This is a genomic window from Variovorax trehalosi, assembly GCF_051216415.1.
In the GTDB taxonomy this organism is placed as follows: domain Bacteria; phylum Pseudomonadota; class Gammaproteobacteria; order Burkholderiales; family Burkholderiaceae_C; genus Variovorax.
The window spans coordinates 495962-518520 of record NZ_JBPJZG010000004.1 but is presented as its reverse complement, the minus strand read 5'-3'; the positions used below and the strand labels follow the sequence as shown (position 1 = coordinate 518520).

Genomic DNA, 22559 nt, shown 5'->3' with positions numbered 1-22559 from the left:
CTTGATCTTTCTTCTCGCACGCCTGCGGGCGGCTTGCCGCCGCCTGTCCCGGATCGCCCTGGCGATCCTTCCGGCCAGCGCGCTGGTCGTCGCCTGCGGCGGCAGCGGCAGCGGCGGGGGCGGCGGGGGCGGCGGGGGCGGCACGGCCACATCGCCCGCTCCACTGCTCGCCAGGAACCCCGCCGAGGCGGCGCTGCCCGGTCCGCGCGACTGCTCCGTCACGCTCGAGGGCGACTCGATCCTGCACGGCGCCTACGGCCACGACCAGCGCCTCCCCGAACCACCCGCCGCCGTGCTCAAGCGCATGCGCCCCGCCTACACGGTGATCGACAACGCGGTGGCGGGCACCGCGGCGATCCAGCGCGAGCCCAGCTTCGCGGCCACGCCGATCACCACCCGTTTCGTGGTGCTGGAGCACGGCATCAACGACGGGCAGCTCGGCTATCCCTACGAGGCGCCGCTGCGCAGCATGGTCGCGCATGTCCAGGCGGCGGGCCGCACGCCGGTCATCACCGGGCTCACGCGGCAGCCGCAGCCCGTGCGCGGGCGGGATTTCTACGACGGCATGGCCCGGCGGATCGCCGACGAGACCGGCGCCCTGTTCGCCGACTGGGGTTCCGTGGCCTTCTCGCCGGACGAGCTGGCGGACATGCTGCACCCGGGCCCGATCTACAGCGAGCGCCTCGTGGCGCGCCTTGTCTCCTTGCTCGACAAGGCGGCACCCGAGTGCATGCACTGACTTCCTTCAGGCACGCACCCCGCCGATTGCGGGTTTTGGCGGTCCCGTTCGGCAAGTCATCGAAGTTCACCCAAAGCCCTGTTCACCCCTCAACCAGCCCGGAGCCCCCATGAGCACCCTCGGCCTCGTTACCGCATCCCGTTTCGCCCTGGGCGCCGCCTGGCTGGCGCGCAAGATGAGCGGATCGCGCCCTGCCGCAGCGCCTCCGCCGGCCGACGGACGGAAGAAGCCCGCCCTCGCCGCCGCACGCGAAAGCGTCGATCTCAGGCAGCCGCTGCGCGCGATGTCGCAGGCCCAGGGACCGGTGCTGGCGCGCCTGGGCATCGACTTCAATCTGTTCGTTCCGGACGATCCGCTGCTGGTGTCCGCAATCCCCAACGAGTTGCACGCGCTCATCGGGAACATCGTCGGCGTGGCCACCGAGGTGCTGCAGCCGGACACGACGCTGCACGTGCTGGCCCGCGTCGACGGCGGGCATGCGGTGGTCAACTGGTGCGACAGCGGCGACGGGACGCCCCACCTCGCCGCGGCGTTCAGCCGGCCCGGCAGCGCAGCGGACGACCGCATCCAGGCCTGCCGGGCGATCGTGAGCCGGCACGGCGCGCGTCTCTACACCGCGCCCTCGCCGCTGGGAGACAACTGCCTCACCCTGCGGTTTCCGCTGCAGGGCCGCTATGGGATGCGTGCATCCGGGCTCCTGTGATGCACGGCACGCTGTCCCTGCCCATGCGGCAACACAACGCCTTTTCGCCCTCATGGTTGGCCCTGTCGCGACTGACCGGCGGGCTTTGCATCGGCTGCGCGGCGGCCGGATTCGCGCTCTCGCTGGGCCTCAGCGCCTGCGAACAGCCGGCAAGCGGCACCGACCGTTCCACGCTCGCGCCCATCCTGCGCGGCAGCGGCACCGACGCGGCTTCCCGCGGCGCGCGTTGCATCGCCCCCAATCCCGCGGCTGCCCCGGCCGCCAGCGCGCGCCAGCACCGCACCGGCAAGCGGCGCGCGATCATTGTTTAAATCCGTTACTCGAGTGAGATAAATTCATGCTCGCAAGCCTCGCTCCGTTCTCGAACGACTTGCACACCCACCCCTCCATGCCGGACCGCGTGCCTCCCTCCCGTGTCGAAACCCTCTATGGCGAACACCATGGATGGCTGCTGGGTTGGCTGCGCCGCAAGCTCGGCAATGCCTTCGATGCGGCCGACCTCGCGCAGGACACCTTCATGCGCGTGCTGGGCCGGCCGCGCGAGCTGGACGAGGTGCGCGAGCCGCGGGCATGGCTCACCACCATCGCCCACGGCCTGGTGGTCGACCACGTGCGCCGCCGCACGCTCGAGCGTGCCTGCCTGGATGCCATCGCGAGCCTGCCCGAGCAGCAGGCGCCCTCGCCCGAAACGCAGCTGATGTTGATCGAGGCGCTGGTGCGCATCGACGCCATGCTCGACGGCCTGCCGGCGAAGGCGCGCAGCGCTTTCCTGCTCTCGCGGCTGGACGGTCTGAACTACAACGAGATCGCCGAGCGGCTGGGTGTGAGCCTGAGCTCCGTCGAGAAATACATGGCAAGCGCGATCCGCCACTGCCTCGCCTTGAAATGAAATCGGCCTTCCTCGACCCCATTGCCAGCGGCCAGAGCCCGCAGGCCCTGCTCGACCAGGCCATCACCTGGGCGGTGCGCCTCGGCTCGGGCAGCGCCGACGCCGGCGTGCACGATGCCTGCGGCGCATGGCGCGCCGCGCACCCTTCGCACGAAGAGGCCTGGCAGCAGGTACAGGCGGTGGAAGACGCCTTCCGCCAGGTGCCGGCCGTGGGTGGTTCGGCGGGTGCGGGCGGTGCACTGGCACATGGCGCGCTCCAGGCCGCGACGCGGGCCCGCACCCAGAGCCGGCGCAGCGCCCTCGGCGTGATGGGGCTGGCCCTCACCGGCGGCGTGCTCGGCCTCCTGGTCTGGCGCGAGGCGCCCTGGCTGCAGCGCACCGACTACGCCACCGCCGTCGGCGAGCGCCGGCGCGTGACGCTGGCGGACGGCACCGAGCTGAACCTCAACACCGGCTCCGAGGTGCAGGTGATCTTCTCGCCGCTCCGACGCCTGATCGTGCTGCGCCGCGGCGAGCTCTTCGTGCGCACCGGCGGCGATGGGGGCGCGATGTTCGGCAAGCGTGCCTTCTGGGTGCATGCGCCGCAGGCGCGCTTCGAGGCGCTCGGCACGCGCTTCGGCGTGCGCCAGCAAGACGGCGAGACCCGGCTCTCGCTCACCGAAGGCCGCGTCGCCATCCATGCCGGCGACGCGCCGCAGGTCGTGGCGCAGGCCGGCGACGGCTACCTCATCCGCGGCGACGCCACCGCGCCGCAGCGCATCGTGGACCGCAGCTTCGAGGCCGATGCCTGGACCGACGGCACCATCGTGGCCCGGCAGATGCGCCTGGATGCCTTCGTGGCCGAGCTGGCGCGCTACCGCGATGCACCGCTGCGCTGCAACGAGGACGTGGCGGCGCTTCGCGTGTCCGGCGTGTTCCAGCTCGGCGGACCCGACCCGGTCGGCCGCGCGCTCGATGCGCTGGTGCGCACGCTGCCGGTGAAACTCGAACGTGGAGCGGACGGCGCATTGACTGTCTCGAGACGTTGAGCCGGATTCGCGCGGCCCGCCGAACCCTGATTCACGCGCTGCTGCCCGTCGGCATCGCGCTGGGCCTGGCCGCGCCTGCCGGCCGCGCGTGGGCGGACGCGGCCGAGCCCGCGCGCCAGGGCTACGAGGTGCCGGCCGGCTCGCTGGAAGACGCGCTCAACGCGTTCGCGCGGCAAGCCGGCATCACGCTGTCCTTCGACCCTGCGCGGGTACGCGGCCGCGCTGCGCCGGCGCTCACGGGCAGTCGCACGGTCGCCGAGGGACTGGCCGAATTGCTGGCTTCGCACGGGCTGGAAGCCGTGCGAAGCAGCGGCGGCGCCTACCTGATACAGCCGTCGATGACCGCGCCGCCGCCCGCCCCCCGTGAACAGCTGCCCGCGGTCGTGGTCACCGCCGAGGCCGAGCGCGCGGACGGCCAGGTCGACGGCTACGTCGCCCAGCGCAGCGCCACCGCGACCAAGACCGACACGCCGCTGATCCAGACGCCGCGCTCGGTCACCGTCGTCACGCGCGCGCAGATGGAAGACCAGGCGGTGCAGACCGCCGAGCAGTCGCTGCGCTACTCGGCCGGCGTTCTGACCGAGGTGAACGGGTACGACCTGCGCTTTTCCTCGCTCACGGTGCGCGGCTTCGCGCCCGGCGAATTCCTCGACGGCTTCAAGCTCATCACCTCGAGCATCTACACGGGATGGCTCGCCGAGCCGCAGGCGCTGGAGCGCGTGGAGCTGCTGCGCGGGCCGAGCGCCGCGCTCTATGACCAGACCGCGCCCGGCGGCGTGATCAACATGGTGTCCAAGCGCCCGACGGCGGATGCGGTACGCGAGGTGAGCCTGTCGGTGGGCAACCACGACCGCTACCAGGGCAGCTTCGACCTCGGCGGCGCACTCAATGCCGACGGCACCCTGCTCTACCGGCTCAACGGCGTGCTGCGCAACAGCGGCAGCCAGACCGACTTCGGGCGCGACGACCGCCTCTTCATAGCGCCGGCACTGGCCTGGAAGCCCACATCGCGCACCACCGTCACGCTGCTGGCCGATGCCACGCGCGACCGCATGACGCCCAAGAGCGCATGGCCGCAGTACGCCCTGCTCACGCCCAACCCCAACGGCCAGATCCCGGTGAACCGCTTCATCGGCGAGCCCGGCCTGGACCACTACGACCGCGAGACCTACTCGCTCACCTACCTGCTGTCGCACCGCATCGACGACAACTGGACCTTCCGCCAGAACGCGCGCTATTCGGCGCTCAACCTCGACTACCTGCAGATCTCCGGCACGGGCTTTCGCAGCGACCTGCGCACGCTCGACCGCAGCCTGATGCTCTGGCGCGACGGGATCCGCATCGCATCGATCGACAACCAGATCGAGGGACGCTTTCGCACCGGGCCGCTCGCGCACACCTTGCTGCTGGGCCTGGACTACCAGCGCTTTTCGAGCGAGAAGGAAAGTGCCGCGGCGCCCGCACCACCGATCGATGCCTTCGCACCGGTCTATCGCAGCTCCGCGGCGGCGAGCGCCCATACGTCTGCGTTCAGAACCCCTTCGACACGCGACTGGACGCGGCAGTTCGGCATGTACCTGCAGGACCAGATCCGTTCGGGTCCCTGGTCCGTGGGCCTCGCCGTGCGCCGCGACCGCGTGAACAACAGCCTCGGCCCGAGCTATGCGCTGGAGCCCACCAGGCCCGAGAACAAGAAGACGACCTACAACGCAAGCGTGCTCTACCTCACCGAGGGGGGCCTGGCGCCCTACGCGAGCTATTCGACCTCCTTCACCCCCGTGCCGGGATCGAACCTCGACGGCACGTTCTTCAAGCCGGAACTGGGCCGGCAGTTCGAACTGGGCCTGAAGTACCGCCCCCCCGGCATGGACGCGCTCTTCACGCTGTCGGCCTTCGACCTGCAGAAGAACAACGTCACGACCTCCGACCCGAACCTGTTGGGTTTCACGACGCAGACGGGCGAGATCCGCACGCGCGGCCCCGAGTTCGAGGCGCGGGCGTCGCTCACGCGGCAGCTCAAGATGGTGGCCAGCTTCACCGTGCTCGATGCCAAGATCACCAACAGCCGGAACTCCCTGGAACTGGGCAAGCAACCTCCCCGCACCGCACGCAGGACGGCAGCCCTCTGGCTCGACTACCGCTTCGCCAACCCCGAGCTGCAGGGCTGGAGCATCGGCGGCGGCGTGCGCTATGTCGACAAGGTGCCGGCCGATGCGGCCAACACGGCCTTCAACCCGGCCTACACGCTGGTCGATGCAGCCCTGCGCTACGACCGCGGCCCCTACAGCTTCGCGCTGAACGCCACCAACCTCACCGACCGGCGCTACGTGTCGGGCCTCGGCCAGTTCTTCGGGCAGGGGCGCACGCTGCAGGCGAAGGCCACCTACCGCTGGTAGCGGGCGCACCTCGCCCATTCACAATAGCGTCGCCATGAACGCCACGACGCCTGCCGCCATCCCCCGCCCCATCCGCACCGCCGCCACGCTGGTCGTCCTGCGCGACGGCAGCGAAGGCCTCGAAGCCCTGATGCTGCGCCGCGCCGAAAAAGCGAATGACCAGAACAGCGGCGCCAGCGTCTTCCCTGGCGGCGTGGTCGATGCGCACGACCGCCACCTGCACCCGCTGTGCGCGGGCCTGGACGATGCCGCGGCGAGCGCGCGCCTCGCGGTGCCCGAGGGCGGGCTCGACTTCTACGCGGCCGCGATCCGCGAATGCTTCGAGGAAGCAGGGCTTCTTTTTGCGAACGACGCGGCGAACCTTCCGGTCCGGCTGATCGACCTGCCCTCCGGCGAGCTCACCGCGATGCGCGAAGCGGCCGAGCAAGGTACCGAAGCACTGCTCGCCATGTGCGGCCAGCGCAACTGGCGCCTGGCCGGCGACCGCGTCGTCTACTTCGGCCACTGGCTCACGCCGCCCGGCATGCCGCGCCGCTTCGACACGCGCTTCTTCGTCGCGCTGATGCCTGCCGGCCAAGAGGTGCACCCGGACGGCCGCGAAACCGTCGAGCACACGTGGCTTCGCCCGGCCGATGCGCTGGACCCGGCGCGCGGCTTGAAGCTGATGAACGTGACGCGGCGCGTGCTGCAGCAGCTCGATGCGTTCCAGCGCGCCGATGAATTCCTGGCGCACGCACGGCAGCTGCGCGAGATCCCGCTGAACATGCCGAGGCTCGCGGACGGGCCCGAGGGCCGTCGCGCGGTGAACATCGAGGAGCCTGCTTACGACGAGATCGGCTACCTCGATCCCGAGGGCCGTGGCGATGCGCGCTACGCGCTCGAAGCGGGCCTCGTCACGCGGCTGTCCGACCGGGTGATTCGCGTGGTGGACAACGCTGGCGACAACAACTACCTCGTCGGCGGATCGGCAGGCTGGGCATCTATCGGCCCCGCCCCCCTGGACAACGCTCTTCGCGCCATCGCGCCCGGCCCTGTTCGCTGGACCGTCACGTCGCAATCCGACTGGCCCGGCGACACGCTCGACCTCGGTGGCGCCACGCTTCGGATGTTGAAGATCGACGGCGGCGTGCCAAGCTTCCTGCTGGTCGAAGAGCGCATGCTTTTCACCGGCCACGACGTGACGACCACCGGCACCAACGACGCCATCGCATGGATCGCCCCGTCACAAGGCTTCATCCACCGCCCGCGCGCAACGTCGCATGCGGATGCAGCGGGTGCGCCAGCGTATCGGCGATGAGCCGCAGCGCCTGATCGCACTGCTCCCGCGACATCGGCCCACCCAGGCAGATGCGCACCGCATCCGGCGGATCGCCATCGGTGGAGAACGCCGCGCTCGCCACCACGCCCACGTTCTGCGTGCGCAGGTACGACGCGAACTCCACCGGGCTCCACCCCGGCGTGAGCGGCAGCCAGGCGTGGAACCCTTCGGGATGCGCCTGCAGTCCACTGTCGCCCAGGTGGCGCGTGGCGAGCAGCTGCCGCGCCACCGATTCGGCGCGCACCGCCTGCAGCATCGCCTCGGTGGTGCCGTCTTCCACCCACAGTGTGGTGAGCGCATTGGTGATCGGCGAGGCCATCACGGTGGTGGCGCGCATCGCGCCCGCGAGACGCTGCGACTGCACCACCGTCGGTGAGCACACGTAGGCGCTGCGCAGCCCCGCGCCGAAGCATTTGGAGAACCCGCTCACGTAGTAGGTGAGCGCGGGCGCGAGCGTGGCGATGGTGGCGGGCGTCTGGCGCGGCAGCATGCCGTAGGCATCGTCCTCGATGATCGGAATCGCATAGCGCAGCGCCACATCGGCCAGCGCTTCGCGCCGCGCGCGTGACACGGTGCCCGCGGTCGGGTTCAAGAGCGTCGGATTGCAGTACAGCGCCTTGGGCTTGAGCGTCTTGCAGGCGTGCTCGAAGGCATCGGCGATGGGGCCGTCGTCGTCGAGCTGCAGCGCATGCAGTTGCACGCCGAGCTGCGCCGCGATGGCCTTCACGCCCGGGTAGGTGAGCGACTCCACGCAGATCAGCTCGCTCGGCCGCGCGAGCTGCGAGAACAGCGCGGTGAGCACGCCGTGGATGCCGGGGCATACGAGGATGCAGTCCACGCTCGCATGCGGCACGAAGGGGCGCAGCCACTGCATCGCCACCTCGCGGTCGTGCGCGGTGCCACCGAAGTCCTGGTAGCGCAGCAGGTCGTGGAAGTCGATCTCCGCGAAGGCGCGGCTCGCGCTCTCGTGCAGCCGCGCCATCAGGTGCTCATCGTCGGGCTCGGGCGGCATGTTCATCGTCATCTCGGCGCCGCTGCCGCCGCGCAGGCGCAGGCTCGGGCTGCCCGAGCGGATGAAGGTGCCGGTACCCGCGCGCGAATCGATGAGCCCGCGCTTGCGCGCCTCGGCGTAGCCGCGCGCCACCGTCGTGTAGTTGAGCTCGAGGTCGGTCGCGAGCTCGCGCAGCGTGGGCAGGCGGTCGCGCACGCCCAGGCGCCCGGTCTTGATGTCGTCGGCGATCAGCTCGGCCAGCAGCAGGTAGGCGGGCCGTTCGCTGTTGCGCAGCTGCTTGCGCCAGTGGGCGGTGATGGTGGTCATCGTGCGGAGTTGATTGCATCCATTGATTGCATCGGGCCACCGATCAACATGCATGAATCGCGCCCGGCCCAGAGCGTGGACGCAGGGGCTGGATGCTTCGATCAGGTGCGATCAACCCTATTGATCGGGTGCATTGATCGCACGGCGAATGCGTCGTCCCGGTGCAAAAACCATTCACCCGACCGCACGCAGGCCCACCTTTGCGGTCATCTGAAATTTTTTTATCCGCACGCGGGCCGCACCGCTGCGCATTGATCGCGCGTTGATCGCACGCACCCGGCCGAACGCTGGCACATCGCCTGCGAAGAGAAAGGCACGCAAGACCTGCGTGTCCAACCACCCAACCGGAGTCCCCCATGCCCAAAGTCACCCGCCCCCGCAACGAGAAAGGCGAGTTCCTCGTCGACTACGAAGAGAAGGTGTTCGAAGACGTCAAGGCCGACCCTGGCGAGAAGGCGCTCGTCACCTTCCACACCGTGGCCTTCGAAGGCTCCATCGGCTTCGTGAACCTGCTGCAGGCCACGCGCCTGCGCCGCAAGGGCTACGAGACCTCGGTGCTGCTCTACGGCCCCGGCGTGACGCTGGGCGTGCAGCGCGGCTTTCCGACGCTGGGCGACGAGGCCTTTCCGGGCCACCAGAACTTCAACAAGCAGATCAGCAAGTTCATGGAAGAAGGCGGCAAGGTCTACGCCTGCCGCTTCGCGCTGCAAGCGCTTTATGGCCATGGCGAAGGCGCGCTGATCGAGGGCATCACGCCGATCAATCCGCTCGACGTGCTCGACCTCGTGCTGCTGCACAAGAAAGCCGGCGCGGTGATCCTCGACACCTGGACCCTGTAAGGCAGGACCCGAGCGATGGCTTCCCCACCCCGCATCGTGCGTGCCGCGGCGATCCAGATCGCGCCCGACTTCGAGCGCCCCGACGGCACGCTCGACCGGGTGTGCAGCGCCATCGACGAGGCCGCATCCAAGGGCGCGCAGATCGCGGTTTTTCCCGAGACCTTCGTGCCCTACTACCCCTACTTCAGCTTCGTGCTGCCGCCAGTGCTGCAAGGGGCACCGCACCTGCAGCTGGTGGAGCGCGCGGTGGTCGTTCCGGGCCCGGTCACGCAGGCCGTGGCCGAACGGGCCCGCGCGCGCCACATGGTCGTGGTGCTCGGCGTGAACGAGCGCGACCACGGCAGCCTCTACAACACGCAGCTGGTGTTCGATGCCGACGGCACGCTCGCGCTCAAGCGCCGGAAGATCACGCCGACGTACCACGAGCGCATGGTCTGGGGCATGGGCGATGGCGCAGGCCTGAAGGTGGTCGACACGGCAGTCGGCCGCGTCGGCGCGCTCGCCTGCTGGGAGCACTACAACCCGCTCGCGCGCTATGCGCTGATGGCGCAGCACGAAGAGATCCACTGCGCGCAGTTCCCCGGCTCGCTGGTCGGTCCGATCTTCGCGGAGCAGATGGAAGTGACGATCCGCCATCACGCGCTCGAATCGGGCTGCTTCGTGGTCAACGCCACCGGCTGGCTCACCGACGAGCAGATCCGCTCGGTCACGCCCGACGCCAACCTGCAGAAGGCGCTGCGCGGCGGCTGCCACACCGCCATCGTCTCGCCCGAGGGCAAGCACCTCGCGCCGCCGCTCACCGAGGGCGAAGGCATGGTGATCGCCGACATGGACATGGCGCTCATCGCCAAGCGCAAGCGAATGATGGATTCGGTCGGCCACTACGCGCGGCCCGAGCTGCTGTCGCTCGCCATCAACGACCGGCCGGCGCAGACGACCGTGCCCATGCACCTCACGCAACCCCATTCCATCGACCCACGGAGCCCCGACCATGACCACCACGACGACGCAGCAAGACAGCCGGCAACTGATGACCGAGCTCCAGTCCTTCGGGTTGCGGCTGGTTGATCCTTCGGCCGGCGTGGCCAGCCGCCGCGGTGGGGCGGGCCCTTCGGACCACAAGGCGGTGACGGTGGACGGCCACACGATCATGGTGCCGGTCCACACATCCACCGCGTGGCACTCGCCCTTCACGGCAGAAGCGCCCGATGCACAGGGCATGAGCCGCGTGATGCGCGGCAGCATTCCCATTGCGAGCATCAGCTTTCCGAAGCAGCCGCGCTTCTACGCGATGCAGACCTTCGACGGCGTGCCCTATTCGCACATCGCCACGCTGCACGGCAGCGACGTGCTCGCCACCACGGTGCTGCAGACCTGCATCCGCTACGAGAGCCGCAGGAAGAGCTGCAAGTTCTGCGCGATCGGCCAGTCGCTCGCGGCCGGCCGCACCATTGCGCGCAAGACGCCCGAGCAACTCGCCGAGGTCGCGCGCGCGGCCGTGCTGCTCGATGGCGTGAAGCACATGGTGATGACCACCGGCACGCCCAACGCCACCGACCGCGGCGCGGCCGTGCTCTGCGAGAGCGCCTTCGCGATCAAGGCCGCGGTCGACATCCCGATCCAGGGCCAGTGCGAACCGCCCGACGACGACCAGTGGTTCCACCGCATGAAGGCCGCGGGCATCGACACGCTCGGCATGCACCTCGAAGTGGTCACGCCCGAGGTGCGCGAACGCCTCATGCCCGGCAAGGCGAGCGTGCCGGTCTCGCGCTACATGAGCGCTTTCGAGGCGGCGGTGGGCGTGTTCGGGCGCGGGCAGGTCAGCACCTACATCCTGGCGGGCCTCGGCGACACGCGCGAAGCGATCCTGGAGACCTGCGATCAGTTGCTCGCGCGCGGCGTGTACCCCTTCGTCGTGCCGTTCGTGCCGATCAGCGGCACGCCGCTCGAAGACCACCCTGCCCCCACGCCCGAGTTCATGAAGTCATTGCTCGCACCGCTGGGCGAACGCGTGGTGGCCGCGGGCCTGCGCTCGGCCGACATCAAGGCGGGCTGCGGCAAGTGCGGCGCCTGCTCGTCGCTCTCCATCTACGAAAAAGAAAGCGAAAGCTGACCATGCTGTGCATCGACGACCTGAGCGAACTCGACCTGCACTACGCGCCCGTCGAATACCTCGTGCGCGAAGCCGCACAGCAGTGGGAGCGCGACGAGGCGATGGCGCTGCGCCGCGCGGTGTTCTGCATCGAGCAGGGCATCTTCGCGCGCGACGACCGCGATGCGACGGACGACCGCGCGCAGTTGCTGGTCGCGATGTCGTGCAACGGCGGCATGCCCGAGCAGGTGGTGGGCACGGTGCGCATCCACCGCGGCGAAGCGGAGGGCGAGTGGTGGGGTTCCCGCCTTGCCGTGCATCCCGCATTCCGCAGCCAGGGCCACCTGGGCGTGACGCTGATCCGGTTGGCCGTCTCGCGCGCCAACGCGCTGGACTGCGTGACCTTCTTCGCACAGGTGCAGATGCAGAACGTGCCGCTGTTCCGCAAGCTCGGCTGGCAGCTGCTCGAGGAAACCAGCGTGCATGGCCGGCCGCATGCGCGCATGCAGGCCGACCTCGGCTGGTATCCGCCCTGCCACGATCCAGTGAGCGGCTTCGTCACGCGCGCGAAGGTGCCGGCATGACGAACAACAGCGTGCACGAGATCGCCGAGGCCCTGCGCGCCACGCGCGGCTTTGCTCACAAGCGCGACATCAGCGATGTGGTCTCCGCACTTGGCCGGTCGCTGCCCGGCGGCCATGCCGCGCTCGCGCAGGCCGTGCCCATCGGCGACGACTGCGCCGCGATTCCCGATGGCCACGGCGGTTACCTGCTGTTCGCCATCGAGGGGCTGGTCGAAGACTTCATCGTGCGCATGCCCTGGTTCGCGGGCTACTGCGGCGTGATGGTCAACGTGAGCGACATCTACGCCATGGGCGGGCGGCCGACTGCGGTGGTCGATGCGCTGTGGAGCACAGGGATGAACCCGGCCGACGATGTGCTGCGCGGGCTCGCGGAGGCGGCGGTGCGCTATGGCGTTCCCATCGTCGGCGGCCACAGCAACAACCGCAGCGAGCGGCCGCAGCTCGCGGTCGCGATCCTCGGCCATGCACGCAAGCTGCTCACCAGCTTCGATGCGAAGCCCGGCGACCTGCTGGTGATGGCAGCCGACCTGCGCGGCGCTTACGAAGAGCCTTTTCCGTACTGGAACGCATCGACCACTGCGCCGGCCGCGCGACTGCGTGCCGACCTCGAAGTGCTGCCCGCGCTGGCCGAGGATGGTCTTTGCCGCGCAGGGAAGGACATCAGCATGGCTGGCGCAGTCGGCACGGCGATGATGCTGCTGGAGTGCTCGGGCGTGGGCGCGCGCATCGATCTCGAAGCGCTGCCGCGGCCCGGCGGCGTGCCGCTGCTGCGCTGGCTCTCGTCCTTTCCGAGCTACGGTTTCGTGCTGAGCGTTCCACCTTCGCAGGTCGCGCAGGTGCTCAGCCGCTTTGCCGCGCGCGACATCGCCTGCGCAGTGATCGGCGAGGTCGATGCGACGCGACAGGTGCGCTTGCAGGCGGGCGGCGACGAAGCCCTGCTGTGGGACTTCGGCAGCGACGCCTTCATCCAGCCGCTGCAGCAGGAGGCGCTCGCATGCCCGTGATGCATTTCCACGTGCGCTGGCCCGACGCCAGCGAAACGCGCTGCTACTCGCCCTCGTCGGTGGTGCAGGAATTCTTCGCGCCCGGCGAACGCTATGCGCTCGAGGAATTTCTCCAGCGCACCCGCCAGGCCTTGGGCATCGCCTCCGAACGCGTGCGTGCCAGGTACGGCTTCGCGTGCTCGCAGGCCATGGACCAGCTCGCCGAGATCGAGCGCATCGCCACCCGCTTCACCGGCATCACTGACGCCGAAGTCACCGTCGTCGCGGTCGATTGACGCCCTCCACATCCAGACAAAGAGAAAGAAGACCCCATGTCCTATCCCTACGGCGGACGCAGCCACTACAGCGTCGTCATCGTCGGCGGCGGCCAGGCCGGCCTGTCGCTGAGCCACTGCCTGCAGCAGCGCGGCATCGACCATCTCGTGATCGAGAAGCGCAGCCTCGTGCACACATGGCGCACCCAGCGCTGGGATTCGTTCTGCCTCGTCACGCCCAACTGGCAGTGCCAGCTGCCGGGCTGGAGCTACCTGGGCAGCGATCCCCACGGCTTCATGCTCAAGGACCAGATCAACGACTGGCTCGCCGGCTTCGTCGCGCATGTGAAGGCGCCGGCCATCGAGGGCGTCACCGTCGAGCGCGTATCGCGCGTGCCCGCCACCGGCGAGCGAGACCGCTTCATCGTGCAGACCGACACCGGCCTCTACACCGCCGACCAGGTGGTGGTGGCCTCGGGCGGCTACCACCGCCCGATCGTGCCGCGCCTGGCGGAGAAGCTGCCGGCCACCGTTGCGCAGTACCACTCCGCGCAGTACCGCAACCCGGCGCAACTGCCCGAGGGTGCGGTGCTGGTGGTGGGTTGCGGCCAGTCGGGCGCGCAGATCGCCGAAGACCTGCACCTGGCCGGCCGCAAGGTCCACCTTGCCACCGGCAACGCACCGCGCTGCGCGCGCTTCTACCGCGGCCGCGAGGTGGTCGACTGGCTCGCCGACATGAAGTACTACGACATGCCCGTCACCGAGCATCCGCTGCGCGAAGGCGTGCGCGACAACACCAACCACTACGTGACCGGCCGCGACGGCGGACGCGACATCGACCTGCGCCGCTTCGCGAGCGAAGGCATGGAACTCTATGGCCTCTTGAGCGGCTTCGACGATGGCAGCTTCGAGCTGCAGCCCAACCTGCGCGAGCACCTGGACAGTGCCGACGACACCTACAACCGCATCAACGCATCGATCGACAAGTTCATCGCGGCGCAGCGCATCGAGGCACCGCCGCCCTCGGTCTACACGCCGGTGTGGGAGCCGCCTGAAGAACGCACCCGGCTCGACCTCGCCGCGGCGGGCATCACGAGCGTGGTCTGGTGCATCGGCTTCTCGCCCGACTTCGCCTGGGTGGATGCACCGGTCTTCAACGGCCGCGGCGCGCCGGTGCACCGGCGCGGCGTGACGAACGAGCCGGGCCTGTATTTCCTCGGCCTGCCGTGGCTGCACACGTGGGGGTCGGGTCGCTTCTCGGGTGTCGCGCGCGATGCGGAGTTTCTTGCCGAGGCGATCGAAGAGAGAAAGGCGGGGTTGCGCAGCGAGACAACGGAGACGTCGTCGCCTCCCGCGCTGCGCGCCGCCTAGGTCAGGCCTGCTGCGCCTCGGTCAGCGCCTGCGCAGCCACCACCGCCTCGGTCCGGTTGCGCACATTCAGCGCCCGGAAGATCGCGGCCAGATGGATCTTCACCGTACCTTCGCTGATGCCCAGGCTGCGCCCGATCAGCTTGTTCGGCTTGCCCTGCGAAAGCAGCTGCAGCACCTCGACCTGCCGCTCGGTCAGCACGCTGCGCAGGTGCTCGAGCGTCTGGCCGGCGCCGCCGCCGCGCGTCAACACCTCGGTGCCGCCGGCCTGCGGCGCCACGCCGGCCACGATGCCCGGCGGCAGCGCCGTCAGCATCATCGGCGGCACGTACACGCCGCCCGCCAGCACCAGGCGCACGGCCGAGAGCATGACTTCCGGTGAGTAAGCTTTTGGAATGAATCCGAGCACGCCGCGTTCGAGCGCGCTGCGCATGATGGCCGGGTCTTCGTAGCCCGACAGCACGATCACCGGCACAGCCGGATGGCGGCGCCGGATTTCGTCGATGTGCGCCTGGCCGTCCGCGCCGGGCATGTTCAGGTCGATCAGGGCCAGGTCGAGGTCGTCGTTCGCGCCTGCAAGCAATTCGTCGACGCTCATCGCCAGGACGAATTCGATGCCGGGCTCGAGCTCCGACAACTTGGCTTTGACCGCCTCGATGACGAGCCGGTGGTCGTCGGCGATCAGGATTTTCATGGCTTGGTTCCGTTGTTCCAGCTGCGTGGAAGTCAGCGATTGCCGAAGATAACGGCGATTGCCCCGCGCAGCAAGGCCGCCCGGCCCCACCAACGGCATAGACCCCAAGCGGTATGGCGCCCGCCGGGACCCCTTTGGAAGAATGAACCTCCACTCGAAGGAACCGGGGACATGGGCATGTGCCATCGATGCAGACGCCGGTGCAAGCATCCTTCGCAATGCACGATTTCCGAAGGTGCGAATAAACCTGCTGCGCACCCCGATCTCGCACCTGCGGTCCTCACCGTACAGAGTACGGCTGCGGTCCTCGATGCAAGCTCGGCGCGCTCGCTGCGGTTTCTTCACACCTTCTGAGCGGGCACGTCCATGGCCCGGCTGCTCGACTGCTTCTCGACCTTCATCTCGTTCGGCCTCGCGCTGGACGCCTCCATCGCGGCCGGCCGGCCCGCACTTTCGCACGACGCGGCGCAACAACAGGCGCGCCGCCTGCTCGACACGGCACGCGCCCGGGCCGAGGCTTCGGGCACGCCCGCAGCGCAGGTCGAATCCGCGGTGTTCGCGATGGTGGCGTGGATCGACGAGATCCTGGCCCGCCACCCCGGCGCAGAGGCCAGCGCCGCGCCGCTGCAGGTGCAGCTCTTCAACTCCAACAACGCGCACAGCGAGTTCTTCCATCACCTCTCGGCGCTGACCGCGCAGGACGACGAGGTGCGCGAGGTCTACTGGCACGCACTTGCGCACGGCTTCAAGGGCCAGTACTACTTCGAGGACGGCGACCACGGCGAGCTCGGCAAGCTCAAGGACCTGCATGGGCGCCAGCTGCGCCTGCGCCCGCTGCCGCTCGGCAGCCTGGTGCAGGACCACATCACGCCGCAGCCCTACGGCGTCGCCGACCCGCGCGGCCCCAACGACACCCACAGGCGCGACCGCGCACTGCTGCGCGCGAGCGCGGCGCTGGCCCTGCTGCTGCCCCTGCTCTACCTGCTGTGGCTCATGACCTCCGGGCCTGCGACCACCCAGACCGCACTGGCCCAGCGCATCGACCAGTACCTGCAGACCTATGCCTGCGCCGACCTCTCGGCCTCGGTCGGCAAGGACGGCCACACGCAGGTGAGCGGCTTCGTCTCGCTGCCCGAGGACGTGCCGCGCGTGGCGCGCGAGGTGAGCGCCATGCCGGGCGTGAGCTCGCCGCGCTTCGACGTGGGCCTGCGCGTGTGGCCGCACTGCGAGGTGTTCGCCATCCTCAAGCCCTACCAGGCGCGCAACCAGGAGAAGCACCACGGGCTGGACATCGACGCCCCCACGGCCCGCAACCACCAGCTGCGCGAAGGCGACAACGTGCGCGTGCAGGTGGTGGCGCCGCGGCACGACAGCTACATCTGGGTCGACTACTACACGGCCGACGGCTCGGTCATGCACCTGAACGCCGGGCAGGCGCCCACGCCGCTGCGCGCCGGCGCCACGCTGGAGATGGGCCGCGACATCCCGTCGAGCTGGCTCGTGAGCCCGCCGTTCGGCAGCGTGCTGATCACAGTGCTCTCGGCGCCGGTGCCGTTCACCGAGACCTTCGACCGCCCGCCGTTCGAGCTCGCCTCGGCCTACCTGCTGCGGCTGCGCGAAGCGATTGCAGCCAGCAAGAACAGCGAGCGGCTGATCGCCGATTTCGTGTTCCTCGAAACGGTGTCGCGATGACCACGCTGTTGTCGCCCGCCCACCTCTTCTGGGTGCTGCTCGCGCTGTGCCTGCTCGGCTTCGGGCTGCTGTACGCGGTGGTGCACGACGCGGGCCGCGGCGCGCGGCGGCGCGCGCTTCTGCGCCGCATCGAGACGCTCGATGCACCGGTCGACGAAACCGCCGCCGAAGCGCTGCGCGAATCGATGGCGCGAGCGAGACAGGCGCTGCGGCAGGCACCGCGGCCCGCACGTTCGCCGCACGAACCGTTGGCGCCCGTGCCGTGGTTCCTGTTCCTCGGCGATGCGGCGGCCGACCTGCCCGGACTGCTGGCCACCGCTCACGGCCAGCGCCTCGCGCGGCCCGACAGCGAAACCGACACCGACGATCGGGCCTGCTGGCGCTGGTGGCTGACCGGCGCGGTGGCGGCCATCGAGGTGCAACCCGCCGCGGTCGGCGACACCGCCGGCACGCCGCGCACGCGTGGCCTGTGGCTGCAAGCGCTGCTGGCGCTGGCCGAGCGGCGCGACCGCCTGCCGCTCAATGGCGTGGTCGCGTGCTTCTCCGCGAGCGCATTGCTGCAGGCGGATGCCGACGGCCTGCGCCCTCTTGCCGCGAAGATGCGCCGGCTGCTCGACGAGGCGGGCGACACCCTGCGCCTGCAGTTGCCCGTGTACCTCGTCGTCACCGGCCTCGAGCACCTGGCAGGCTACGCCACGCTGCGCGGCGCGCTGCCGCCCGAGGTGCTGGCGCAAGTGCTGGGCCATCGCCTGCCGGACCCGTTCGCCGCGCCCGGCACATCGGCCGGCGATCGGCTCGATGCGCTGTTCGACCCGATCGCCGCGCAACTGCAGGGCCTGCGCATGGCCTTGCTGCGCGAGCAGCACGGGGCCGCGGCCCGGCTTTCGATCCATGGGTTCGTGGAAGCCGTGCAAGGGTTGCAGCCCGCATTGCACGAGGTGGCTGAGGTCTTGTTCGAGAGCCACGGCAAGGGCTCGCGCGCGCCGCGCTGGCGCGGCCTGTATTTCACGGCCGCGGCATCGGATGCGAGCGGCGGGGCTTTCGTGACCGATCTCTTCGAGCGCTTCCTGCCGGCCGATCAACCGCTGGTGCGGCCGGGGCGTCCGTCGTCGAACACAACGACGGGTGCGCCATGAAGAACGACGCGTCGCCCTTACTTCGCGTCGATGCGGATCTGGCGCGCGCCGAAGTTGACCGTGAGCGTCTGCGGCTTGCCCGTGGTCACCGGCACCACTTCGCGCCAGCGCGCGCGGTCGAGGTCGCGGAACGCAGCCATCACCGCGATGGACTTGGCATCGGCGGGCAGCGTGAGGTCGAGCTTCTTTGTTTCGCCGGGACGCAGCAGCATTTCTTCGCGCTGCACGAGCTCGGCGCCGAGCGTGGCCTGGTCCTTCTCGAACAGCGAGAAGAAGTCGGCGCCCTCGAAGGGTCCGGGCGACTTGAGTGCATACACGCGCACCGTGAGCGGCGAGGCGCGGCCGCGCGCATCGGGGTTGGCATCGGCGCCAGCCACCAGCGTGATGCTCACCGGCGTGACCACCGGTTTGCTCGCGCAGCCTGCGAGGACAAGCCCCGCAACGGCGAGCCCGAGGGCCGCCACACAGCGCCGCGATGCCGCAGCGAAGAAGCCTTCATAGGACGAATGGTGTGTACCCAGCGTGCGCATGCTATTCCCTTCGTTGCATTGACCGGTCCTGACGCATCTTTGATTATCACCAGCGAACTCGAACAGGCAACATGCTGACTCACGAACTTGTCGAAGCACTGCTCACGCCCATTGGCGAGGCATCGCCATGCGGGGACGATCTGGAGTACGACGCGGACTTCACCGCGCTCACCACGTCCGCACAGGGCAAACCCGAACAACAGTTCGGCGACACCGTCATCCCGGCGGTGGAGCCGGAGTGGCGCCAGGTGGCCGAGCAGTCCGATGCGCTCCTGCGCAGGAGCAAGGACGTGCGTCCCGCGGTGCTGCTGCTGCGCGCATCGACGCGCCTGCAGGGCATCACCGGCTTCGTCGCCGGGCTCGAGCTGCTCACCGGCCTGCTCGACCGGTTCTGGGAAGGCATACATCCAAAGCTCGATGCCGACGACGACAACGACCCGACCATGCGCCTGAACGCGCTGGCACCGCTGGGCGACGAGTCCATGGTGCTGAAGGACCTGTACGACGCGCAGGTGGGCCTGGCGCCCGGCGTGGGCGCGATCCGCGTGCGCGACATCGCGGTGGCCAACAACGCATTGAACGCAGTGGGCGGCGAAGCCACCTATTCGCCGGCGCAGATCCAGGGCGGCCTCGAGGCGCTGCATGCCGAGCGGCCCGAGCTGATCCAGGCGGCCATCAGCGTGCCCGCGCTGGTCGAGAAGCTGCAAGCCCTGCTGGTCGAGCGCACCGGCCGCGCCGACGTGATCGACCTGGCCCCGCTTCGCACCATCGGCCGCATGCTGCAAAGAGCCTGCAGCGCCGCCATCGGCGCGCCCGAAGAAGCCGCTGCAGAAGGCGCGGAAGGCGATGCCGCACAGGCCGGAGGCGCACCGCGCCCGGCCGCCGCGCGCGGCGAGATCCAGAGCCGGCAGGACGCACTGCAGACGCTGGACCGCGTGATCCGCTTTCTCGAACAGACCGAGCCCGGCAACCCCGCGCCGCTCCTGATCGACCGCGCCAAGAAGCTCATCGGCGTGAGCTTTCTCGAAATCATGGCCAACCTCGCGCCCGGTGCGCTGGACACGATCGAGACCGTGACCGGCAAGCGCTCGTCCGAGTAGCCGCCTCTTCCCCTTCTTTTTTCCCTCTGTTGATCGAACCGCCCCATTTACCCCCGCAAGGAGCATCGCCATGGCCAAGAGCAGTCAGAAATTCATCGCCCGCAACCGGGCGCCACGCGTGCAGATCGAATACGACGTCGAACTCTACGGCGCCGAGAAGAAGATCCAGCTGCCCTTCGTGATGGGCGTACTGGCCGACCTGTCGGGCAAGCCCACCGATCCGCTCGCGCCCGTGGCCGACCGCAAGTTCCTGGAGATCGACGTCGACAACTTCGACTCGCGCATGAAGGCCATGAAGCCGCGCGCCGCATTCGCGGTGGAGAACTCGCTCACCGGCGAGGGCGAGCTCAAGGTGGAGCTCACCTTCGAGAACATGGAAGACTTTTCGCCCGCGGCCGTGGCCAAGAAGGTCGGCGCGCTCAACAAGCTGCTCGAGGCGCGCACGCAGCTGTCCAACCTGGTGACCTACATGGACGGCAAGAACGGCGCCGAGGAACTGCTGGCCAAGGTGCTGGAAGACCCGGCCCTGCTGCAGTCGCTCGCCGCCACCGCCAAGCCGGAGGACGGCAGCAAGCCGGCCGCCTGAACCCCAACGCCTGACACACCGGTACACGAGGAGAAACCACCATGGCAGAAGCACTCGAGCAGAGCGCACTCAAGGACGTTGCCTATGCGGGCAGCGACTTTTCGTCGCTCCTTCAAAAGGAATTCAAGCCGCGCAGCGACGAAGCCAAGAGCGCCGTCGAAGCCGCGGTGCTCACGCTCGCGCAGCAGGCGCTGAGCAACAGCACCGTCATCGGCAAGGATGTGACCAAGTCGATCCAGGCCATGATCGCCGCGATCGACGCCAAGCTGACCGAGCAGGTCAACAAGATCATCCACCACCCCGACTACCAGAAGCTCGAGAGTGCGTGGCGCGGCCTGCACTACATGGTGAACAACACCGAGACCGACGAGCACCTGAAGATCCGGGTGATGGACATCTCGAAGGTGGACCTGGCCAAGAGCCTGAAGAAGTTCAAGGGCGCGGCCTGGGACCAGAGCCCCATGTTCAAGAAGATCTACGAACAGGAATACGGCCAGTTCGGCGGCGAACCCTTCGGCGCGCTGGTGGGCGACTACCACTTCGACCAGAGCCCGCCCGACATCGAGCTGCTCGGCGAAATGTCCAAGATCGCGGCCTCGGCGCACGCGCCCTTCATCACCGGCGCGAGCCCCAACCTGATGCAGATGGAGTCGTGGCAGGAGCTCGCGAATCCACGCGACCTGACCAAGATCTTCCTCACGCCCGAATACGCCGGCTGGCGGTCGCTGCGCGATTCGGACGATGCCAAGTACCTGGGCCTGTGCATGCCACGCTTCCTGGCGCGCACGCCCTACGGCGCCAACACCAACCCGGTGGAGGAGTTCGACTTCGAGGAAGACACCGCCGGCGCCGACCACAGCAAGTACGCCTGGGCCAATGCCGCGTATGCGATGGCGACCAACATCAACCGCTCGTACAAGCTCTACGGCTGGGGTTCGCGCATCCGCGGCATCGAGTCGGGCGGCGCAGTGGAGAACCTGCCGCTGCACACCTTCCCGAGCGACGACGGCGGCGTGGACCAGAAGTGCCCGACCGAAATCGCCATCAGCGACCGGCGCGAAGCCGAGCTTTCCAAGGCGGGCCTGCTCTCGCTCATCCACCGCAAGAACTCCGATTTCGCGGCCTTCATCGGCGCGCAGTCGCTGCACAAGCCGGCCGAGTACGACGACCCGGACGCCACGGCCAACGCCAACCTCGCGGCGCGCCTGCCCTACCTCTTTGCCTGCAACCGCTTCGCGCACTACCTCAAGTGCATCGTGCGCGACAAGGTCGGCAGCTTCAAGGAGCGCGACGACATGCAGCGCTGGCTCAACAAATGGATCATGAATTACGTGGACGGCGACCCCGTCAACTCCTCGGAAGAGACCAAGGCCCGCAAGCCGCTGGCCGCGGCCGAAGTGGTGGTGGAAGAGGTCGAGGGCAACCCCGGCTACTACACCTCCAAGTTCTTCCTGCGCCCGCACTACCAGCTCGAAGGCCTCACGGTGTCGCTGCGGCTGGTGTCCAAGCTGCCCTCGGCCAAGGGCGGCAAGTAACGAAGGCATATGCCTTCGGGGGGCCTTTGAAAACCCGGCCCCTTGCTCGTTCTCTTGATAGCTCCCGGGCACCAACGCTTAGGCACCGCACGGAAGCCCTTTTTCTCTGACTCACACACAACTGAAAGGTAAGCATCATGGCTGCAGACATGTTTTTGAAGCTCGAAGGCGTCGACGGTGAATCCAAGGACGATTCGCACAAGAAGGAAATCGACGTTCTCGCCTGGAGCTGGGGTGCCAGCCAGTCCGGCACCGGCCACGTGGGCGGCGGCTCGGGCGCCGGCAAGGTGAGCGTGCAGGACGTCTCGATCACCAAGTACGTCGACTCTTCCTCGCACCTGCTGCTCCTGGATTGCTGCAATGGCCAGCACATCAAGAAGGGCACGCTGGTGGTGCGCAAGGCCGGCGCCACGCCGCTCGAATACATCAAGCTCACGATGGAAGACATCCTGGTGAGCAGCGTCCACACCGGCGGCAGCGGTGGCGAAGACCGCCTGACCGAGACCCTGACGCTGAACTTCTCGAAGTTCAAGTACGAGTACACGCCCCAGAAGGCCGACGGTTCCGGCGACGGCACCAAGGAAACGGGCTGGGACATCGCGGCCAACAAGAAGGTCTGACACCGACCACGGCGTGGCGCTTCCCCCGGCATCGCCGCCGGGTGCGAAGCCCGCCTCCAGGCAACGCCTGGCCACCGGGGAGGGTCGTGGCGCATCGCCACGGCACCCGAAAACAAACAAACAAACCTTCGACG

The 22559-nt window shown here is 68.8% G+C and carries 23 protein-coding genes; 20 read left to right on the top strand and 3 right to left on the bottom strand.

Translation table 11 applies throughout. From position 1 onward, the window contains the following. Position 1 precedes the first annotated feature (1 nt). The 7 genes from ACSFA7_RS17955 to ACSFA7_RS17925 all read left to right on the top strand — a co-directional run bounded on the left by ACSFA7_RS17955 (position 2) and on the right by ACSFA7_RS17925 (position 7052). Positions 2-739: an SGNH/GDSL hydrolase family protein gene (locus tag ACSFA7_RS17955; protein WP_435500632.1), complete on the top strand. Its 738-nt coding sequence runs from the start codon at positions 2-4 to the stop codon at positions 737-739. A gap of 109 nt (positions 740-848) precedes the next feature. Beyond that, a complete protein-coding gene (locus ACSFA7_RS17950; protein WP_435500631.1) occupies positions 849-1442 on the top strand; it encodes an ATP-binding protein in 594 nt (197 codons plus the stop codon). After that, positions 1442-1753 (top strand): hypothetical protein, encoded by a 312-nt coding sequence (locus ACSFA7_RS17945; RefSeq protein ID WP_435500630.1) that lies wholly within the window; start codon positions 1442-1444, stop codon positions 1751-1753. Before ACSFA7_RS17950 ends, ACSFA7_RS17945 begins: the two co-directional genes overlap by 1 nt. A gap of 77 nt (positions 1754-1830) precedes the next feature. Beyond that, positions 1831-2331 carry a sigma-70 family RNA polymerase sigma factor gene (locus ACSFA7_RS17940; RefSeq protein ID WP_435500791.1) on the top strand — a complete coding sequence of 167 codons (501 nt, stop codon included), beginning with the start codon at positions 1831-1833 and terminating at the stop codon, positions 2329-2331. Continuing rightward, positions 2328-3359, top strand: coding sequence for a FecR family protein (locus ACSFA7_RS17935; protein WP_435500629.1), 1032 nt, complete (start codon positions 2328-2330; stop codon positions 3357-3359). Before ACSFA7_RS17940 ends, ACSFA7_RS17935 begins: the two co-directional genes overlap by 4 nt. Further along, complete coding sequence (locus ACSFA7_RS17930) at positions 3356-5755, top strand: TonB-dependent siderophore receptor (RefSeq protein WP_435500628.1); 2400 nt, start codon at positions 3356-3358, stop codon at positions 5753-5755. Before ACSFA7_RS17935 ends, ACSFA7_RS17930 begins: the two co-directional genes overlap by 4 nt. A gap of 34 nt (positions 5756-5789) precedes the next feature. Continuing rightward, positions 5790-7052 carry an NUDIX hydrolase gene (locus ACSFA7_RS17925; protein WP_435500627.1) on the top strand — a complete coding sequence of 421 codons (1263 nt, stop codon included), beginning with the start codon at positions 5790-5792 and terminating at the stop codon, positions 7050-7052. Here ACSFA7_RS17925 and ACSFA7_RS17920 read toward each other — a convergent pair. After that, the gene (locus ACSFA7_RS17920) at positions 6988-8391 is read right to left on the bottom strand and encodes an aminotransferase-like domain-containing protein (RefSeq protein ID WP_435500626.1); all 1404 of its coding nucleotides are present in this window, start codon (positions 8389-8391) and stop codon (positions 6988-6990) included. The genes ACSFA7_RS17925 and ACSFA7_RS17920 overlap by 65 nt on opposite strands. A gap of 356 nt (positions 8392-8747) precedes the next feature. Between ACSFA7_RS17920 and ACSFA7_RS17915 the strand changes: the two genes are divergently transcribed. Genes ACSFA7_RS17915 through ACSFA7_RS17885 form a run of 7 tightly spaced genes read left to right on the top strand, consistent with a single transcriptional unit; the run spans position 8748 to position 14535 of the window. Beyond that, the gene (locus ACSFA7_RS17915) at positions 8748-9230 is read left to right on the top strand and encodes an MSMEG_0572/Sll0783 family nitrogen starvation response protein (protein ID WP_013539065.1); all 483 of its coding nucleotides are present in this window, start codon (positions 8748-8750) and stop codon (positions 9228-9230) included. Between the two features lie 15 nt (positions 9231-9245). After that, the gene (locus ACSFA7_RS17910) at positions 9246-10298 is read left to right on the top strand and encodes a Nit6803 family nitrilase (protein ID WP_435500625.1); all 1053 of its coding nucleotides are present in this window, start codon (positions 9246-9248) and stop codon (positions 10296-10298) included. Beyond that, a complete protein-coding gene (locus tag ACSFA7_RS17905; protein WP_435500790.1) occupies positions 10261-11343 on the top strand; it encodes an MSMEG_0568 family radical SAM protein in 1083 nt (360 codons plus the stop codon). The genes ACSFA7_RS17910 and ACSFA7_RS17905 overlap by 38 nt, the downstream gene beginning before the upstream one ends. A gap of 2 nt (positions 11344-11345) precedes the next feature. Further along, a complete protein-coding gene (locus ACSFA7_RS17900; protein WP_435500624.1) occupies positions 11346-11906 on the top strand; it encodes an MSMEG_0567/Sll0786 family nitrogen starvation N-acetyltransferase in 561 nt (186 codons plus the stop codon). Continuing rightward, on the top strand, positions 11903-12910 hold the full coding sequence (locus ACSFA7_RS17895) for a sll0787 family AIR synthase-like protein (protein ID WP_435500623.1): 1008 nt from the start codon (positions 11903-11905) through the stop codon (positions 12908-12910). Before ACSFA7_RS17900 ends, ACSFA7_RS17895 begins: the two co-directional genes overlap by 4 nt. Beyond that, a complete protein-coding gene (locus tag ACSFA7_RS17890; RefSeq protein WP_435500622.1) occupies positions 12901-13185 on the top strand; it encodes an MSMEG_0570 family nitrogen starvation response protein in 285 nt (94 codons plus the stop codon). Before ACSFA7_RS17895 ends, ACSFA7_RS17890 begins: the two co-directional genes overlap by 10 nt. A gap of 36 nt (positions 13186-13221) precedes the next feature. Next, positions 13222-14535, top strand: coding sequence for an MSMEG_0569 family flavin-dependent oxidoreductase (locus ACSFA7_RS17885; protein WP_435500621.1), 1314 nt, complete (start codon positions 13222-13224; stop codon positions 14533-14535). Between the two features lies 1 nt (position 14536). Here the strand turns inward: ACSFA7_RS17885 and ACSFA7_RS17880 are convergent, their stop codons facing one another. Further along, a complete protein-coding gene (locus tag ACSFA7_RS17880; RefSeq protein ID WP_435500620.1) occupies positions 14537-15226 on the bottom strand; it encodes a response regulator in 690 nt (229 codons plus the stop codon). A 366-nt stretch (positions 15227-15592) separates the two neighbouring features. Between ACSFA7_RS17880 and ACSFA7_RS17875 the strand changes: the two genes are divergently transcribed. After that, positions 15593-16918, top strand: a complete 1326-nt coding sequence (locus ACSFA7_RS17875) for a DotU family type IV/VI secretion system protein (RefSeq protein WP_435500619.1) — start codon at positions 15593-15595, stop codon at positions 16916-16918. Continuing rightward, the gene (locus ACSFA7_RS17870; RefSeq protein WP_435500618.1) at positions 16915-18054 is read left to right on the top strand and encodes a type VI secretion system protein; all 1140 of its coding nucleotides are present in this window, start codon (positions 16915-16917) and stop codon (positions 18052-18054) included. The genes ACSFA7_RS17875 and ACSFA7_RS17870 overlap by 4 nt, the downstream gene beginning before the upstream one ends. 17 nt (positions 18055-18071) lie before the next feature. On the opposite strand, the gene tssJ is transcribed toward ACSFA7_RS17870, so the two are convergent. Then, entirely contained in the window at positions 18072-18584 is a 513-nt protein-coding gene (gene tssJ / locus ACSFA7_RS17865; RefSeq protein ID WP_435500617.1) for a type VI secretion system lipoprotein TssJ, read from the bottom strand. Positions 18585-18655: 71 nt separating this feature from the next. Between tssJ and tssA the strand changes: the two genes are divergently transcribed. The 4 genes from tssA to ACSFA7_RS17845 all read left to right on the top strand — a co-directional run bounded on the left by tssA (position 18656) and on the right by ACSFA7_RS17845 (position 22425). Beyond that, positions 18656-19684 (top strand): type VI secretion system protein TssA, encoded by a 1029-nt coding sequence (gene tssA / locus ACSFA7_RS17860; RefSeq protein ID WP_435500616.1) that lies wholly within the window; start codon positions 18656-18658, stop codon positions 19682-19684. A gap of 70 nt (positions 19685-19754) precedes the next feature. Beyond that, positions 19755-20270 (top strand): type VI secretion system contractile sheath small subunit, encoded by a 516-nt coding sequence (tssB, locus tag ACSFA7_RS17855; protein ID WP_013539053.1) that lies wholly within the window; start codon positions 19755-19757, stop codon positions 20268-20270. Between the two features lie 41 nt (positions 20271-20311). Beyond that, positions 20312-21805 (top strand): type VI secretion system contractile sheath large subunit, encoded by a 1494-nt coding sequence (gene tssC / locus ACSFA7_RS17850; protein WP_435500615.1) that lies wholly within the window; start codon positions 20312-20314, stop codon positions 21803-21805. Positions 21806-21942: 137 nt separating this feature from the next. Further along, on the top strand, positions 21943-22425 hold the full coding sequence (locus ACSFA7_RS17845; protein ID WP_435500614.1) for an Hcp family type VI secretion system effector: 483 nt from the start codon (positions 21943-21945) through the stop codon (positions 22423-22425). Positions 22426-22559 lie beyond the last annotated feature (134 nt).